Source organism: Methylobacterium pseudosasicola (assembly GCF_900114535.1).
Classification (GTDB): domain Bacteria; phylum Pseudomonadota; class Alphaproteobacteria; order Rhizobiales; family Beijerinckiaceae; genus Methylobacterium; species Methylobacterium pseudosasicola.
In genome coordinates, this window is record NZ_FOTK01000001.1 from 280,758 (window position 1) to 295,701 (window position 14,944).

General features: G+C 69.0%; 16 protein-coding genes. 9 read left to right on the forward strand and 7 right to left on the reverse strand.

The window, feature by feature from the left end; all coding sequences use genetic code 11:
• Positions 1 to 318 precede the first annotated feature (318 nt).
• Positions 319 to 657 (forward strand): P-II family nitrogen regulator, encoded by a 339-nt coding sequence (locus tag BM228_RS01365; RefSeq protein WP_092036434.1) that lies wholly within the window; start codon positions 319 to 321, stop codon positions 655 to 657.
• Between the two features lie 66 nt (positions 658 to 723).
• Complete coding sequence (locus BM228_RS01370) at positions 724 to 2,226, forward strand: ammonium transporter (protein ID WP_092036436.1); 1,503 nt, start codon at positions 724 to 726, stop codon at positions 2,224 to 2,226.
• A gap of 327 nt (positions 2,227 to 2,553) precedes the next feature.
• Here BM228_RS01370 and BM228_RS01375 read toward each other — a convergent pair whose 3' ends face one another.
• Both BM228_RS01375 and trmD read right to left on the reverse strand, forming a co-directional pair.
• Positions 2,554 to 3,720, reverse strand: coding sequence for a phosphoserine transaminase (locus BM228_RS01375; protein WP_092036750.1), 1,167 nt, complete (start codon positions 3,718 to 3,720; stop codon positions 2,554 to 2,556).
• A 352-nt stretch (positions 3,721 to 4,072) separates the two neighbouring features.
• Positions 4,073 to 4,801, reverse strand: a complete 729-nt coding sequence (gene trmD, locus BM228_RS01385; protein WP_092036441.1) for a tRNA (guanosine(37)-N1)-methyltransferase TrmD — start codon at positions 4,799 to 4,801, stop codon at positions 4,073 to 4,075.
• Between the two features lie 75 nt (positions 4,802 to 4,876).
• Between trmD and BM228_RS01390 the strand changes: the two genes are divergently transcribed.
• Complete coding sequence (locus tag BM228_RS01390) at positions 4,877 to 5,596, forward strand: class I SAM-dependent methyltransferase (protein WP_092036752.1); 720 nt, start codon at positions 4,877 to 4,879, stop codon at positions 5,594 to 5,596.
• A 58-nt stretch (positions 5,597 to 5,654) separates the two neighbouring features.
• Here the strand turns inward: BM228_RS01390 and rimM are convergent, their stop codons facing one another.
• From rimM to BM228_RS01415, 5 genes are read right to left on the reverse strand one after another with little or no spacing between them, the layout of a single operon-like run.
• A complete protein-coding gene (rimM, locus tag BM228_RS01395; RefSeq protein ID WP_092036443.1) occupies positions 5,655 to 6,350 on the reverse strand; it encodes a ribosome maturation factor RimM in 696 nt (231 codons plus the stop codon).
• A 12-nt stretch (positions 6,351 to 6,362) separates the two neighbouring features.
• Complete coding sequence (rpsP, locus tag BM228_RS01400) at positions 6,363 to 6,725, reverse strand: 30S ribosomal protein S16 (RefSeq protein WP_007559476.1); 363 nt, start codon at positions 6,723 to 6,725, stop codon at positions 6,363 to 6,365.
• Between the two features lie 4 nt (positions 6,726 to 6,729).
• Positions 6,730 to 7,065: a chorismate mutase gene (locus BM228_RS01405; protein WP_092036445.1), complete on the reverse strand. Its 336-nt coding sequence runs from the start codon at positions 7,063 to 7,065 to the stop codon at positions 6,730 to 6,732.
• Positions 7,062 to 8,624 carry a signal recognition particle protein gene (gene ffh, locus BM228_RS01410; RefSeq protein WP_092036447.1) on the reverse strand — a complete coding sequence of 521 codons (1,563 nt, stop codon included), beginning with the start codon at positions 8,622 to 8,624 and terminating at the stop codon, positions 7,062 to 7,064. The genes BM228_RS01405 and ffh overlap by 4 nt, the downstream gene beginning before the upstream one ends.
• Positions 8,625 to 8,641: 17 nt before the next feature.
• Positions 8,642 to 8,869: a glutathione S-transferase gene (locus tag BM228_RS01415; protein ID WP_092036449.1), complete on the reverse strand. Its 228-nt coding sequence runs from the start codon at positions 8,867 to 8,869 to the stop codon at positions 8,642 to 8,644.
• 296 nt (positions 8,870 to 9,165) lie between these two features.
• On the opposite strand from BM228_RS01415, the gene BM228_RS01420 reads away from it, so the two are divergent.
• The 6 genes from BM228_RS01420 to BM228_RS01445 all read left to right on the forward strand — a co-directional run bounded on the left by BM228_RS01420 (position 9,166) and on the right by BM228_RS01445 (position 14,804).
• Complete coding sequence (locus tag BM228_RS01420) at positions 9,166 to 9,795, forward strand: ATPase (protein WP_092036451.1); 630 nt, start codon at positions 9,166 to 9,168, stop codon at positions 9,793 to 9,795.
• A gap of 306 nt (positions 9,796 to 10,101) precedes the next feature.
• Positions 10,102 to 11,223, forward strand: a complete 1,122-nt coding sequence (locus BM228_RS01425; RefSeq protein ID WP_092036453.1) for an aromatic ring-hydroxylating oxygenase subunit alpha — start codon at positions 10,102 to 10,104, stop codon at positions 11,221 to 11,223.
• Between the two features lie 105 nt (positions 11,224 to 11,328).
• A complete protein-coding gene (locus BM228_RS01430) occupies positions 11,329 to 11,565 on the forward strand; it encodes a DUF6894 family protein (RefSeq protein WP_092036457.1) in 237 nt (78 codons plus the stop codon).
• 76 nt (positions 11,566 to 11,641) lie between these two features.
• On the forward strand, positions 11,642 to 12,703 hold the full coding sequence (locus BM228_RS01435; protein WP_092036459.1) for an MBL fold metallo-hydrolase: 1,062 nt from the start codon (positions 11,642 to 11,644) through the stop codon (positions 12,701 to 12,703).
• Positions 12,704 to 12,831: 128 nt separating this feature from the next.
• Positions 12,832 to 14,451: an ABC transporter substrate-binding protein gene (locus BM228_RS01440; protein WP_092036460.1), complete on the forward strand. Its 1,620-nt coding sequence runs from the start codon at positions 12,832 to 12,834 to the stop codon at positions 14,449 to 14,451.
• Positions 14,452 to 14,552: 101 nt separating this feature from the next.
• Entirely contained in the window at positions 14,553 to 14,804 is a 252-nt protein-coding gene (locus BM228_RS01445) for a hypothetical protein (protein ID WP_092036462.1), read from the forward strand.
• The last annotated feature ends 140 nt before the right edge of the window (positions 14,805 to 14,944 follow it).

Sequence of the window (14,944 nt, forward strand, 5' to 3'; positions counted from 1 at the left end):
CATCGCGCGCGGATTAAGGTACCTTCTGCAACGTGCGTTGCGAAAATGCACCGCTCGTTTCTGCCCATTTTCCAGTCGTTTGCGCGCCATCTGGGCACTTTGCGGACGCGACCTGCCCAATGCGTCGCCCGAACCGATCATTTCCTGAGCATAAGCCGGTCATTCCAAAAAGTTCCCGGTTCCGCTTGCGTGGCATAGTCCTTGAATGGCCCCGCTCAACCGCGGGCCAGCCCGGTTCAGCGGGCGGTCCGGATCGGGCCGTCGCGCGACTCGGGCGACGGCATCGGTTCCCAGGGACTTGGTAAGGGGGCGCCGCCCATGAAGATCGTGATGGCCATCATCAAGCCGTTCAAGCTGGAAGAGGTGCGCGACGCGCTCACCGGAATCGGCGTCCACGGACTGACGGTGACGGAAGTGAAGGGCTACGGCCGCCAGAAGGGCCACACTGAGATCTACCGCGGCGCGGAATACGCGGTGAGCTTCCTGCCCAAGCTCAAGATCGAGGTCGCGGTCGCCTCCGACCTGACCTCCAGCGTCATCGACGCCATCGCGGGTGCCGCGCGCACCGGCCAGATCGGCGACGGCAAGATCTTCGTGCTGCCCCTCGAGAAGGCGGTGCGCATCCGGACCGGCGAGACCGACGCCGACGCTCTGTGAGCCGGCCCGCCGACAGCCTCGACCTTTACCCAACGCTCAACGAATCGTGACCGGAGCCACCTGTCCATGAAAGTTCGCAATGCCCTCATGCTCGGGTTGGGAGGCGCGGCGCTCGCCGCCCTCCTGATCGAGCCGTCGCTCGCGCAGACCCCGGCGCCGGAAGCCGCGACCGCGGCCCCGGCCGCCCCGCTGCCCAACAAGGGCGATACCGCCTGGATGATGATCTCCTCGGCGCTGGTGCTCATGATGAGCGTTCCGGGCCTGGCCCTGTTCTACGGCGGCTTGGTGCGCACCAAGAACATGCTTTCGGTGCTGACCCAGGTCTTCGCGATCGTGTCGATCGTCGGCCTGCTCTGGGTGTTCTACGGCTACAGCCTCGCCTTCACCAATGGCGGCGGCATCAACGACTTCGTCGGCGGCCTGTCCAAGGCGTTCCTGAAGGGCATCGACGCCAATTCGACGGTGGCGACCTTCTCGAACGGCGTCGTGATCCCGGAATACGCCTATCTCTGCTTCCAGATGACGTTCGCCATGATCACGCCCGCGCTGATCGTCGGCGCCTTCGCCGAGCGGATGAAGTTCTCCGCGCTGGTGGTGTTCACGATCCTCTGGGTCACGATCATCTACTTCCCGATGGCCCACATGGTCTGGTACTGGGCCGGCCCGGATGCAGTGGGCAACGCCGCCAAGGCGCTCGCCGCCGCCACCGACGACGCCTCGAAGGCCACCGCCCAGGCGGCCCTGGACGCGGTCAACAAGGATGCGGGCTTCCTCTTCCAGAAGGGCGCCCTCGACTTCGCCGGCGGCACCGTGGTGCACATCAACGCGGGCATCGCCGGCTTCGTCGGCTGCCTGATCATAGGCAAGCGCATCGGCTACGGCCGCGACCTGCTCGCCCCGCACTCGCTGACCATGACCATGATCGGCGCCTCGCTCCTGTGGGTCGGCTGGTTCGGCTTCAACGCCGGCTCGAACCTCGAGTCCAACGGCACCGCCGCTCTGGCGATGCTCAACACCTTCGTGGCGACCTGCGGCGCCGCGGTGGCGTGGCTGTTCGCCGAGTGGGCGCTCAAGGGCAAGCCGTCGCTGCTCGGCATGCTCTCGGGCGCGGTCGCCGGCCTCGTGGCCGTCACCCCGGCCTCGGGCTTCGCCGGCCCGATGGGCTCGATCGTGCTCGGCCTCGTGGCTGGCGTGGTCTGCTTCCTGATGTGCTCCACCGTGAAGAACGCGCTCGGCTACGACGACTCGCTCGACGTGTTCGGCGTGCACTGCATCGGCGGCATCCTGGGCGCCCTGGCGACCGGCATCCTGGTCGACCCGAACCTCGGCGGCGTCGGCATCCCCGACTACACCTCCAAGCCGGGCGAACTGGCCGTGGGCGCCTACGACATGGTGAGCCAGCTCATCATCCAGGCGGAAGCGGTCGGCCTGACCCTGCTGTGGTCGGGCATCGGCTCGGCCATCCTCTACAAGCTCGTCGACCTGACGATCGGCCTGCGGGTGACCCAGGAAGAGGAGCGCGAGGGCCTCGACATCGCCGATCACGGCGAGCGCGCCTACAACTACTAAGACCAACCGGCGCGGCCCTCCGGGGCCGCGCCGCCGACATGGAGAACCCCGGCTCCGTAAGGGCCGGGGTTTTTTGTTGTTCGTCGCACACCGTCATTGCGAGCGGAGCGAAGCAACCTAGGGAAACGCTACATCCGGAGATCGCGCGCTGCACTGGGTTGCTTCGCTCCGCTCGCAATGACGGGAACGCTGCGTTTATCTCGCAGGATCTTCCCATCGCTCCCGCTCATCCTGAAGGGATACAGCGCGGGCCTCGGAGGAGGACTCTTTCGAAGCTCGCCTGCGCCTTCGCCTCAGAGTGCGGTAGCGGGTGGGGGCAGTGACCCGCTAAGCCGCCCGGCTCAGCGCCGCCTTCTCCTCCGCGAACGCCCAGTCCAGCCAGGGCGTCAGCGCTTCGAGGTCGGCCGTCTCCACGGTGGCGCCGCACCAGATCCGCAGGCCCGCCGGGGCGTCGCGGTAGGCGCCGATGTCGAGGGCGACGCCTTCGCGGTCCAGGCGCTCGACGATGCCCGAGGCCAGGGCCGCCACCGCCGCGTCGCCGCGGGCGAGGACGTCCGGGTCGGCGATCACCAGGCAAACACCGGTGTTCGAGTAGGTCGCGGGATCGACCGCCAGCGGCGCGATCCACGGTGTCCGGGCGACCCAATCGTAGATCACCTTGGCGTTGGCGTCGGCCCGGGCGTGGAGCGCCGGCAGGCCGCCGATCCGCACCGCCCAGTCCAGGGTGTCGAGGTAATCCTCCACCGCCAGCATCGAGGGCGTGTTGATCGTGTCGCCCTTGAAGATGCCCTCGATGAGCTTGCCGTCCTTGGTGAGCCGAAAGACCTTCGGCAGCGGCCAAGCCGGGACGTGGCTCTCCAGCCGCGCCACCGCTCGGGGCGAGAGGATCAGCATGCCGTGCGCGGCCTCGCCGCCCATCACCTTCTGCCAGGAGAAGGTGACGACATCGAGCTTGTCCCAGGCGAGCGGCTGCGCGAAGGCCGCCGAGGTGGCGTCGCAGATCGTCAGGCCCTCGCGGTCGGCGGCGATCCAGTCGCCGTTCGGGACCTTCACGCCGGCGGCGGTGCCGTTCCAGGTGAAGACCACGTCGCTGGTCTTGGTGTCGATCGCGGCGAGATCCGGCAGCACGCCGTAGGGCGTCTGGTGGATCTTGGGCGCGATCTTGAGCTGCTTCAGAGCGTCGGTGACCCACTCCTTGCCGAACGCCTCCCAGGCGGCGATCTCCACGGGCTTCGGCCCGAGCAGGGTCCACATCGCCATCTCGACGGCGCCGGTGTCGGAGGCCGGCACGATGCCGATCCGGTAATCGTCGGGCACCTGCAGGATCGAGCGGGTCAGGTCGATCGCCCGGCCGAGCTTGGCCTTGCCGAGCGGCGAGCGGTGCGACCGGCCGAGCGCGGCGTCGGCCAGGGCGGCGGGCGTCCAACCCGGACGTTTGGCACAGGGGCCGGACGAGAAATGGGGAACGCGCGGGCGCCTGTCGGGTCGGCTCATCGTCGGATCCATCCTTGCAGATGGGCGCTCCTCGGCGGGGAGGAGTGTCCCGGCCCGGGGATGCGCCCAATCCGGGCCTCTGGCAAGCGCTTGTCCGCGCTGCAGTCTTCGGTGCGTGCCCCCGCCCGGGACAGGCTGTTCGCCACTGCGGAACCGTCGATTAAGCTTGGGGCGTTAGCCTTAATGCCGTGCCGTGTTGCGTTCGAGGTACGCTGATGTCTTTCCACAGTGCTGCGATAGTGTCGGCCTGGTCAGTTTTACTTATGGTTATCGGCGCGTTAGCGACCCGCCTGGCCCTGGCGGGCCGGCTCCGGCGTCCCGCCGCGCAGCCGCTCCAGCTCGATCCGCTGGATTACGACCTCGACGGACCGGTGATCGATTTGGAACCCGCCTGAAGGTCCGGCCGCCGCTCGGCGGTGATTCGCTCGGCCTGTTCCCGCCGCCAGCGGGCGATGGCCCCGTGATTGCCGCCCGACAGCACCTCCGGGATCGGCCGACCCTCCCAGTCCCGGGGCCTGGTGTAATGCGGATATTCGAGGAGGCCGCCCTCGAAACTCTCCTCGATCCCCGATTGGGCCTTGCCCATCACCCCGGGCAGGAGCCGCACGCAGGCATCGAGCACCACCAGGGCGGCGATCTCGCCGCCCGAGAGCACGTAATCGCCGATCGAGACCTCCTCCAGGCCGCGGCCGGCGATGACCCGCTCGTCCACCCCCTCGAACCGGCCGCAGACGATCAGCGCCCCCGGTCCGGCGGCGAGCTCGCGCACCCGGACCTGACTCAGCGGCCGGCCGCGGGGGGACATCAGCAGCCGGGGCCGCGAATCGTCCGCTTCAGTCGCGGCGTCGATGGCGGCGGCGAGCACATCGCAGCGCAGCACCATCCCGGCGCCGCCCCCGGCCGGCGTATCGTCCACCGCGCGGTGACGGCCGAGCCCGTGCTCGCGGATGTTGCGGGCCTCCAGGCTCCAGTCGCCCCGGGCGAGGGCGTCGCCGGACAGCGACACGCCGAGCGGCCCCGGGAACATCTCCGGGTAGAGGGTGAGGATCGTGGCCCGCCAGGGCGTTTCCGTGCGCGTCATGGCGCTTGATCGCGCGTGGGGTGCGGCACGGTCAACGGCCCGGGCACCGTTGGCCCCCGCGGCGGGTTGTCGGCGATGATCCGGATCATGCTCCTCCTCTCCGTCGCGCTGGCGGGACCGGCCCTCGCGGCGGGTCCGCTGGCGCCTCCCGGCGCTCCGGCGAGCGCGTTTCCGAAGCCCGACCGGCCGGTGGCCGAGATCGTGGCGCCGCAATGGTCCTCGGAGGCCGAGCGGGACAAAGCCGGCGAGTTCGATGCGGTCGCCCGCGGGATGGGCATCGCCCCCGGCGAGACCGTGGCCGATATCGGCGCCGGCAGCGGCTACTACGTCGTGCGCCTGAGCCCGCTTGTCGGGCCTAACGGCAAGGTCCTGGCCGAGGACGTGACTCCCGCCTACCTGGCGAGCCTGGAACGGCAGGTGAAGGGGCTCGGCAACGTCACGGTGGTGCGGGGCGAGGCCCATGATCCGCGCCTGCCCTCGGCCTCGGTCGATGCCGCGATCCTCGTGCACATGTACCACGAGATCGCTCAGCCCTTCGGCCTGCTGCACAACCTCGCACCGGCCATGCGCCCAGGCGGCCGGGTCGGCATCGTCGATGCCGACGACATCCCCTCGCGGCACGGCACCCCGCCGGCGCTCCTGCGCTGCGAACTCGCTGCCGCCGGTTATCGCGAGACCGGGTTCCAAACCTTGAGCGGCGGCGCCTATCTGGCGGTGTTCGCGGCGCCAGCGCCAGAGAACCGGCCGAGCCCGGAGACGATCCGCCCATGCCGGGATGCCGCGACGCCGCGCTGACCGGTTCGGGTCGCGCGGTCAGAAATCCGGCGTGTGGGCGGGTATATCCCAAAAAACCTCAGCCCGGATCGTCGGCGGGCTTCTCCCCCACCGGCGCGAAGAAATCCTCCGGTAGGACGACGGTGACGCGCCGCTGCGGGAGATCCAGGACCGGCACGAAGGCCTTGGTGAAGGGCAGGAGCGCCGTCGCGCCGCCCGCGGCGGGGCGGAGTTCGAGGAGGTCGCCGCCGCCGTAATTCGGCACCGAGACGACCGTGCCGATGACGGTCCCGGCCTCGTCCACCACGGTGGCGCCGATCAGGTCGGCGGCATAGACCTCGTCGTCATCCTCGGGCTCCGCCAAGCGGTCGCGGGGGATGAACAGGGCGACCCGGTTGAGCGCCTCCGCGGCGTTGCGCCCGCCGATATCCTTGACCCGGGCGATCAGCATGTCGGGGGACGAGCCGGGAGCGGTCCGCACGCCGGACAAGGTCAGCGTGCGCCCGTCCGAGGTCAGGAGCGGGCCGTAGCCGGCGATCGCCAGGGGATCGCCGGTGTAGGATTTGAGCCGGATCTCGCCGTTCAGCCCATGCGCCCGCCCGAACTCGCCCAGCAGGACGAGGTTCGGGTCGGGCGGCACGGGCGGTGCCGCCGGCTTGGGGGCCGGCGCTTTGGGCGAGGTTGCGGCTTCTGGCGCGATGGCGCCGATAGCCGTGCCAGCGCGGCCGCGGCGACCGCCGTCGCGGGAGAATGAACCTGCGGGGCGGCGCGCCATGGCGCAGCCGCCTTACGCGGCGGCGTCCTCGGCGGGCGCTGCGGCCTTCTCGGCGCGCTTGGTCGCGCGCTCCTTGGCCTTCTCGCCCGGCTCGGCCTTCTGCGGGTTGTTGCGGGTCGGGCGCTTGGCGAGGCCGGCCTGGTCGAGGAAGCGCAGAACGCGGTCGGTCGGCTGCGCGCCCTTGGCGAGCCAGCCCTGGATCTTCTCGGCATCGAGCTGGATCCGGGCCGGATCGTCCTTGGCCTTCATCGGATCGTAGGCACCGACCTTGTCGATGAAGCGGCCATCGCGCGGGGCGCGGGCGTCGGCGACGACGATGCGGTAGTAGGGACGCTTCTTCGCGCCACCGCGCGTGAGACGGATCTTCAGGGCCATTGGTTTACGACTTTCTCTCGGTGTCGATCGCCGACTCGTGCGTCGCCGCGATCGTCTGGTGGTGCCGGATGACTTCCTTGACCACGAAGGCCAAAAACTTCTCGGCGAAATCGGGGTCGAGCTTTGCCTCGACCGCGAGCTTGCGGAGCCGGGCGACCTGACGCGCCTCCCGGTCCGGATCGGAAGGGGGGATCCCCTTTCGGGCCTTGAGCTCGCCGACCCGCTGCGTGCAGCGGAAGCGCTCGGCGAGCAGATGGATCAGCGCCGCATCGAAATTGTCGATGCTGTCGCGCAGGCGCGCGAGTTCGGGATCGACCGCCTGGGCCGCCAGCACGCTCATTTCTTCTTCCCCGGCATGAACCCACCGAGACCGGGCAGCTTCGGGCCGCCGAGGCCGGGCAGCCCCGGCATCTTGGGCATCCCACCCCCGCCCAGGCCCGGCGGCATCGGCGGCAGCTTGCCGCCGAACTGCTTTTCGATCTGCGCGATCTGCTCCGGGGTCGGCTCCGGCATGCCGGGCGGCAGGCCGGGCATGCCGCCACCCATTCCACCACCGCCGAGCCCGAACATCGAGCCGAGCGCCTGCCCGATGCCGCGTTTCCCGGAGCCCATCGCCTTCATCATATCGGCCATGGTCCGGTGCATCTTCAGGAGCTTGTTGATCTCCGAGACATCGACGCCCGAGCCCGCCGCGATGCGCTTCTTGCGGGAGTTCTTCAGCAGGTCCGGGTTCTTGCGCTCGTGCGGGGTCATGGACGAGATGATCGCCCGCTGGCGCTTGAACATCTTCTCGTCGAGGTTGGCGCCCTCGACCTGCTTCTTCATCGCGCCCATGCCGGGCAGCATGCCCATCAGGCCGCCGATGCCGCCCATCTTCTCCATCTGGGCGAGCTGCATGGACAAGTCTTCGAGATCGAACTTGCCCTTGCGCATCTTCTCCGCGGTGCGGAGCGCCTGCTCGTGGTCGATGGTCTCGGCGGCCTTCTCGACCAGGGAGACGATGTCGCCCATGCCGAGGATGCGGTTGGCGACGCGGGCCGGGTGGAACTCCTCCAGCGCGTCGACCTTCTCGCCGGTACCGACGAGCTTGATCGGCTTGCCGGTGACGGCGCGCATCGACAGAGCCGCGCCGCCGCGGGAATCGCCGTCCATGCGGGTGAGCACGATGCCGGTGACGTCGAGGCGTTCGTCGAAGGCGCGGGCGGTGTTGACCGCATCCTGGCCGGTGAGCGCGTCGGCGACCAGCAGCACCTCGTGAGGCCGGGTCGCGGCCTTCACCTCGGCCGCCTCGACCATCAGGGCCTCGTCGACCGTGGTGCGGCCCGCGGTGTCGAGCATCACCACGTCGAAGCCGCCGAGCCGGGCCGCCTCCATGGCGCGCTTGGCGATCTGCACCGCCGACTGGCCGGCCACGATCGGCAGGCTCTCGACGCCGACCTGCTTGGCGAGCACCGCCAGCTGCTCCATGGCGGCCGGGCGGCGGGTATCGAGGGAGGCGAGCAGGACGCGCCGCTTCTCGCGGTCGGACAGGCGCCGGGCGATCTTGGCGGTGGTGGTGGTCTTACCCGAGCCCTGGAGGCCGACCATCAGAATCGGCACCGGGGCGGGGGCGTTCAGATCGATCACCTCGGCATCGGTGCCGAGCATCGCCACCAGCTCGTCATTGACGATCTTGACGACCATCTGGCCGGGGGTGACCGACTTGAGCACGACGGCGCCGACCGCCTTCTCCTTCACCCGGTCGGTGAAGCCGCGCACGACCTCCAGGGCGACGTCGGCTTCCAGCAGGGCGCGGCGCACTTCGCGCATCGCCGCGGTGACGTCGGCTTCGGTCAGGGCGCCCCGGCGGGTGAGCCCCGAGAGGATGCCGGAGAGGCGGTCGGACAGGCCTTCGAACATGGTTTCTCGGACCCGCTTTACTGTTCGAGGCCGGCGCGCTCGACGCGGCGCGCTTGGAGGGCGGCCTCGAAGCTGCGCACGGCGCTCGCGAACTTGTCCCGGCAGTCCGGGTTGCAGAAGCCGACCACGGCGCCGTTATAGAGCGTCAGCGAGTCAGCCGAGATCGGCTTGCCCGACCAGGGGCAGGTCTCGTTGATCGCGTCCGCGATGTTCAACGCAGCTTGGGTCACGGCGTCTTGGGGCATGTGAGGGCCTCGACCGGCGGATCCCGACGAAGCGGATCGGCCCAACACAGATCGCGCCCGAGGGCGCGGACGCGCTGTCGGGCGTTGACCTCCGGCCTCAGGGGACCGGTCGGCTTCGTGTCGTGACGATCTGCTACGGATCGGAAGCGCGGGAGGTAGCGGCGGCGGCGGGAAAAGTCAATTTTCCGTCTTCTCGGTCGCCAACCATCTCAGGGTTGAAGCCGTCCATTAACTTTTACGGATCGTTAAGCATGTTGGGACTCTGATCGGGCAGCACCCGTTCAGGACGACCGCCGATGTCGGAACCCGCCCGCACCTTCCCGCTGCACGAAACCGGCAGCCGCATCGCCCCCGGCCCGCTGCGGGACTGGCTCGCGACCATGAAGACCCACAGCCCGGCCGAGCCGCGCGGCGCCGACCGGGCGGAGGAGGCTCAGCCGGAAGCCAAAGCCCCCCTGGCTGCCGAGACGGCCTGGTCGCCCCGGCTCGTCGCCCAGCCCGACGGGTCCGGCGCCGCCGCGGAGGAAGCGGACGTGTCCGAGCTGATGGCCGAGAACCTGATGCTCAAGGCCAAGCTGCGGCTGGAATTCGAACGTCAGGACGAGCTGCAGGCGATTTTAGCCGAAGAGATCCGCGTGCTCCGCGAGCATATCCGCGAAGAGATCGGCTCGATCGAGGATCTGCGCGCCGAGCAGGAGGAAGTCCGCGCCGAGCGCGAAGAGTTCCGGAGCGAGCGCGAGCGGTTCCGCCAGGAGCGCGAGCACATGCGCATCGAGCGCGACCGGGCCGTCAGCGAGCGCGACGCGCTGCGGGCCGAGCGCCACGCCATCGCGGCCGAACGCGATGCCCTGCGCGAGGAGCGCGATCTGTGGCGGGCTCGGACCGAGGCCTTGGCCCAGCCGCTGTTCCAGGCTCCGAAGCGCTGAACATTTAAGCCCTGAAAAGCCGAAGGGCCACCCGTGAGGGTGGCCCTTCCATTGCCGAACCGTCATGTCCGGCGGAACTGTCCCGAAATCGGGGCTCAGACGCGTCTTAGAGCGACGCGCCGGAGGCGACGGTCCAGGTCCGGTAAGCCGAGACTGACGGCTGATGACAATGAGACACTGGATCACCTCCTTTCGTTCGTTGCGGGTGAGGCGAAGGTAGGTGGCTCCTGCCCGCTTGTGAAGCCCCGCGGCTGCGCCCGTTTGTCCTCCCCGGGACGGCGCTTCCGCCCCCGGTCCGGCGGGCGTATGACGGGCGCTCCGAGGACAGCCCGAAAACCCTTGACCGCTCCCGTCACGTCCCTGCCGCGTCCCGCCGAGGATGCCGCCCTCGACCCCGAGGCCATGCGCCAGCCGCTCGGCAACGCGTGGTACTGCGTCGGCCAGTCCCGCAGCCTCGGCCGAACCGGGCTTCGCGCCGTGGAGCTGAATGGCGAGCAGATCGTGCTGGGCCGCGCCCCGGACGGCACCGCCTTCGCCCTGCGCGATCGCTGCCCGCATCGGGGCATGGCCCTGTCGAAGGGACGCTTCGACGGCGACACGCTGATGTGCCCGTTCCACGGCTGGCGCTTCGGTACGGATGGGCGCTGCCGCGATGTGCCGACCCTCTCCGAGCACGACGCCGCCGATTTCTCCCGCATCCAGGTCCAGCGCTTCCCGGTCTGCGAGAGCGCCGGCTTCCTGTGGGTGAACCCGCATCTCGGCCCCGCCGCCGGCGCGGTGCCGACGGTGCCGGAGCTGGATTTCGAGCCGGCGGGGTCTCTCGTCGTCGAGCTCGTGGTCGAGGCCTCCTATGATCTCACCACCCTGAGCCTGGTCGATCCAGGGCACGTCGCCTTCGTGCATGACAGCTGGTGGTTTCGCCCCTCGAAGCAGCTACGCGAGAAGGTGAAGACCTTTCAGCCGGTGCCGCACGGCTTCGTCATGACCAGCCATGCCACCACGACGAGTTCGCCGGTCTACCGCCTGCTCGGCGGCGTGCCCGAGGTCGAGATCGAGTTCCGCCTGCCCGGCGTGCGGCTGGAGCGCATCCGCGCCGGCGCGAAACGCGTGGCCAACTACACCTTCGCGACGCCGCTCACGCCGGACCGCACCCTGCTCACCAACGCCCTCTACTGGAGCATGCCGGCGCTGAACCTGCTCAAACCCATCGCCCGGCCGCTGATGCGGCAGTTCCTGACCCAGGACCAGCAGGTGCTCCAGCACGCGCAGGACGGCCTCGACCGCAAGCCGACCATGGTGCTGTTCGGCCAGGGCGATCTGCCTTCGCAATGGTATTTCCGACTCAAGCGCGAGGCCCTGGAATCGGCCCGAGCCGGTCGCGCGTTCGTGAACCCGCTGGAACAGCGCGAACTGCGCTGGCGCTCCTGATTTGTAGGACAGTTTTAGGCGACTATTCGGGACGAGTAACGCTCTATTAACCACAATTTGCGCACTGATATCAGCGAATTACCACTCATGAGACGCTGCGCGCCGATGCCTCGCTTCTTCATCGATCTCCATGACGGTTCCCAGCCGGTCCGCGACGAGGTCGGCTTCGACCTGCCGGATCTGCCGGCGGCCCGCGCCAAGGTGACCCGGATCATGTCGGCGATCGCCCGCGACATGCTGCCCGATGTCGAGCGCCAGGATTACGTCGCCTGCGTGCGCGATACGGTCGGCAAGGTGGTGTTCCGTGCGCGCCTGTCGCTCGCCGCGGAAGCCGTGGAGTGACGCAAAGTCGGCCCTGAGGCTGCCCGTCGCGGCCGGAAGAGCTTGACCACGGCGCCGGGCCGGCCATCTCCGCTCTATGAAACGGCGCAGCCTGCTCACGGTCGCGAGTGCGGCCACGGTCATGACGCTCGGCGGCGTCGGCTATGCCGCCCACCGCCGGGGCAAGAACCCGTATTATCGCGGGCCGAAATCCGACCATTTCGACGGGCTGCGGTTCTTCCTGCCGGACCAGGCCACCGACAAGTCCCTGCCGGACGTGCTGCGCTGGCAGGCCAAGCGCCAGCGCGAGCCCTGGCCGAAGAGCTACCCGAGCCCGCTTCCCGCCGACCGGCCGCCCGAGCGCAGCGGCTCGCTGCGCGTCGTGCTGATCGGCCATGCGAGCTATCTGGTGCAGGTCGCCGGCCGCAACATCCTGATCGACCCGGTCTTCGCCAAGCGCGCCAGCCCGCTGCGCTTCGCCGGCCCGAAGCGGGTCAACCCGCCGGGGATCGCGTTCGCTGACCTGCCTCCGATCGATGCGGTCCTGATCACCCACAACCACTACGACCATCTCGACGGGCCGAGCCTCGCCCGGATCTGGCAGGCGCACCAGCCGTTGATCGTGGCGCCGCTCGGCAACGACACGATCCTACGCAACTACGACGACACGATGCATGTCGAGACCCGCGACTGGGGTGAGTCCGTCGACCTCGGTGATGGCTTGGCTGTCCACTTGGTGCCGGCCAACCACTGGTCCGCCCGCGGCGTGCAGGACCGGCGCATGGCCCTGTGGTGCGCCTTCGTGATCACCTCGGCCCAGGGCGTCCACTACCATGTCGGCGATACCGGCTTCGGCGATGGCGGTCTGTTCCGCGACATCCGCGCCCGGTTCGGGGCCCCCCGGCTCGCGACCCTGCCGATCGGCGCCTACGAGCCGCGCTGGTTCATGCAGGCTCAGCACGTGAACCCGGCCGAGGCCGTGGAGGCGTTCGCGCTCCTCGGAGCCAAGCAGGCGCTGGGCCACCATTGGGGCACGTTCCAGCTCACCGACGAGGGGATCGAGCGGCCCGTCGAGGCGCTGGCGGCGGCGCTGGACGCGCAGGGCATCGCCCCCGAGCGGTTTCTGGCCCTGAGACCCGGGCAGGTCTGGGCGGGCTGAGGGTCGGAATACCGGCTGCTGCAGCGTTGGGCACGATGCATGCAAGATACCGTATGCAGCCCGCGGCGGTACTTCTCGACGGAGGAGGGCGCTGACGGGCGGCGCGTCCCCTTCTGCCGAGAGACACGATGGATCCGATCAAGCCGACACGCCGCGCGCTCATGGCCGGGGGCGCCGCCCTGACTGTCCTGGGTACGGCGGGCCGGGCCGGCGCGCAGGGCGCGGCTGCCGGCAGCCTGACCTACGGCATCTCGATGACCGACCTGCCGCTCACCACCGGCCAGCCGGACCGGGGCGCCGGCGGCTATCAGTTCACCGGCCTGACCCTGTACGATCCCCTCGTGGCCTGGGATCTCGGCATCGCCGACCGGCCCGGCACGATGGTCTCCGGCCTCGCCACGTCCTGGGAGGTCGACAAGGCGGACCCCAAGGTCTGGATCTTCCACCTGCGCGAGGGCGTGACATTCCATGACGGCTCGGCCTTCGATGCCGACGCGGTGATCTGGAACTTCGACAAGGTCCTCAACAAGGAGGCACCGCATTTCGACCAGCGGCAGGCCGCCCAGGTCCGCCCGCGGCTGCCGGGGGTTGCGAGCTACCGGAAGCTCGACGCCAAGACCGTCCAGGTGACCACCAAGAATCCCGACAGCCTGTTCCCCTACCAGATGCTCTGGTTCCTGATTTCCTCGCCCGCGCAATACGAAGCGGTCGGACGCGACTGGGCGAAATTCGCGTTCCAGCCTTCGGGCACCGGCCCGTTCAAGATGGGCCAGCTGGTCCCCCGGGTCCGCCTCGAATTGTTGCCGAACGCCGGCTACTGGAACCCGAAACGGGTGCCGAAGCTCTCCAAGCTGACGCTGACCTGCGTGCCCGAGGATCTCGCCCGGGTGAACGCACTGCTCTCCGGCAATGTCGACCTGATTGAGGCGCCGGCCCCCGATGCGGTGCCGCGCCTGAAGGCGTCCGGCATGCGCGTCGTCGGCAACGACACGCCGCATGTCTGGAACTACCACCTGTCGATGCTGGAAGGCTCGCCTTGGCGGGACCTGCGCCTGCGCAAGGCCGCCAACCTCGCCATCGACCGCGAGGGCGTCGTCCAGCTGCTCGGCGGCCTCGCGCAGCCGGCGGTCGGCCAGATGCAGACATCGAGCCCGTGGTTCGGCAAGCCCAACTTCCAGATCAAGACCGACGTCGATCAGGCGCGCAAGCTGGTGCAGGAGGCCGGCTTCTCGGTACAGAACCCGGTGAAGGCCACGATCATGATCCCCACCGGCGGCACCGGGCAGATGCTGTCCCTGCCGATCAACGAGTTCGTCCAGCAGAGCTGGGCCGAGATCGGCATCCAGGTCGAGTTCAAGACCGTGGAGCTGGAGGTAGCCTACACGGCCTGGCGCCAGGGCGCGGCAGATCCGAGCCTCAAGGGCATCACCGCCGGCAACATCGCCTACGTCACCTCGGACCCGTTCTACGCGATCCTGCGCTTCTACGATTCGAAGCAGATCGCGCCGGGCGGCGTGAACTGGAGCCACTACCGCAATCCGGAGGTCGATGCCCTCTGCGACAAGGTCAAGGCCAGCCTGGATCCGGATGAGCAGAACAAGTTGCTTGCGCGCATCCACGAGATCGTCGTCGACGACGCGGTGCAGGTCTGGGTGGTGCACGACACCAATCCGCACGCTTTGTCGCCACGGGTGAAGGATTATGTCCAGGCCCAGCACTGGTTTCAGGACTTGTCGAACTTGGCGTGAGACCGGTCGGATCCATGCGATGCGGTGGGGAAAGCCTCCGGCGAATCGGGAACGATCCTCACGAGACTGTGTTGGGCCTCCAACGCACGAAGGAGTGTCCCATGAAGACCCTGCTCGCCGGCGCCATCCTGGCCGCCTCCCTCGCGACCGTCGTTCCGGCTTCGGCTCAGCGCATCGATATCGGACCCGACGGCCCCAGCGTCGATCTGCGCTCCCGCGGCCAGCGGGAGCGCGACTTCCGGCGCGAAGAATATCGCCGGGATCGCGATCGCGCCTACGACGACGACCGGATGTATCGCCGCCAGCGTTTCGAGGATGACCGTCCGGTGGTCCGCCGCGGCTACGGGTACTGAGCCTGTCGTCCGACAGATCTCTCGACGACCGTTAGTTTCGAAAGGGGTCGGCATCCGCCGGCCCCTTTTTCGCGTCCTCGACCCCTCCGAAGTCCGCGTTGCGCGATCAATTTCGCACTTGCAGCAACGCCGACGCACGA

Coding starts and splice junctions, on each gene's coding strand:
- BM228_RS01420 (WP_092036451.1), top strand. CDS start 9,166: ATGTCGGAACCCGCCCGCACCTTCCCGCTGCACGAAACCGGCAGCCGC.
- BM228_RS01415 (WP_092036449.1), bottom strand. CDS start 8,869: ATGCCCCAAGACGCCGTGACCCAAGCTGCGTTGAACATCGCGGACGCG.
- rimM (WP_092036443.1), bottom strand. CDS start 6,350: ATGGCGCGCCGCCCCGCAGGTTCATTCTCCCGCGACGGCGGTCGCCGC.
- rpsP (WP_007559476.1), bottom strand. CDS start 6,725: ATGGCCCTGAAGATCCGTCTCACGCGCGGTGGCGCGAAGAAGCGTCCC.
- BM228_RS01425 (WP_092036453.1), top strand. CDS start 10,102: ATGACGGGCGCTCCGAGGACAGCCCGAAAACCCTTGACCGCTCCCGTC.
- trmD (WP_092036441.1), bottom strand. CDS start 4,801: ATGACGCGCACGGAAACGCCCTGGCGGGCCACGATCCTCACCCTCTAC.
- BM228_RS01445 (WP_092036462.1), top strand. CDS start 14,553: ATGAAGACCCTGCTCGCCGGCGCCATCCTGGCCGCCTCCCTCGCGACC.
- BM228_RS01440 (WP_092036460.1), top strand. CDS start 12,832: ATGGATCCGATCAAGCCGACACGCCGCGCGCTCATGGCCGGGGGCGCC.
- BM228_RS01375 (WP_092036750.1), bottom strand. CDS start 3,720: ATGAGCCGACCCGACAGGCGCCCGCGCGTTCCCCATTTCTCGTCCGGC.
- BM228_RS01405 (WP_092036445.1), bottom strand. CDS start 7,065: ATGAGCGTGCTGGCGGCCCAGGCGGTCGATCCCGAACTCGCGCGCCTG.
- BM228_RS01435 (WP_092036459.1), top strand. CDS start 11,642: ATGAAACGGCGCAGCCTGCTCACGGTCGCGAGTGCGGCCACGGTCATG.
- BM228_RS01390 (WP_092036752.1), top strand. CDS start 4,877: ATGATCCGGATCATGCTCCTCCTCTCCGTCGCGCTGGCGGGACCGGCC.
- BM228_RS01430 (WP_092036457.1), top strand. CDS start 11,329: ATGCCTCGCTTCTTCATCGATCTCCATGACGGTTCCCAGCCGGTCCGC.
- ffh (WP_092036447.1), bottom strand. CDS start 8,624: ATGTTCGAAGGCCTGTCCGACCGCCTCTCCGGCATCCTCTCGGGGCTC.
- BM228_RS01370 (WP_092036436.1), top strand. CDS start 724: ATGAAAGTTCGCAATGCCCTCATGCTCGGGTTGGGAGGCGCGGCGCTC.
- BM228_RS01365 (WP_092036434.1), top strand. CDS start 319: ATGAAGATCGTGATGGCCATCATCAAGCCGTTCAAGCTGGAAGAGGTG.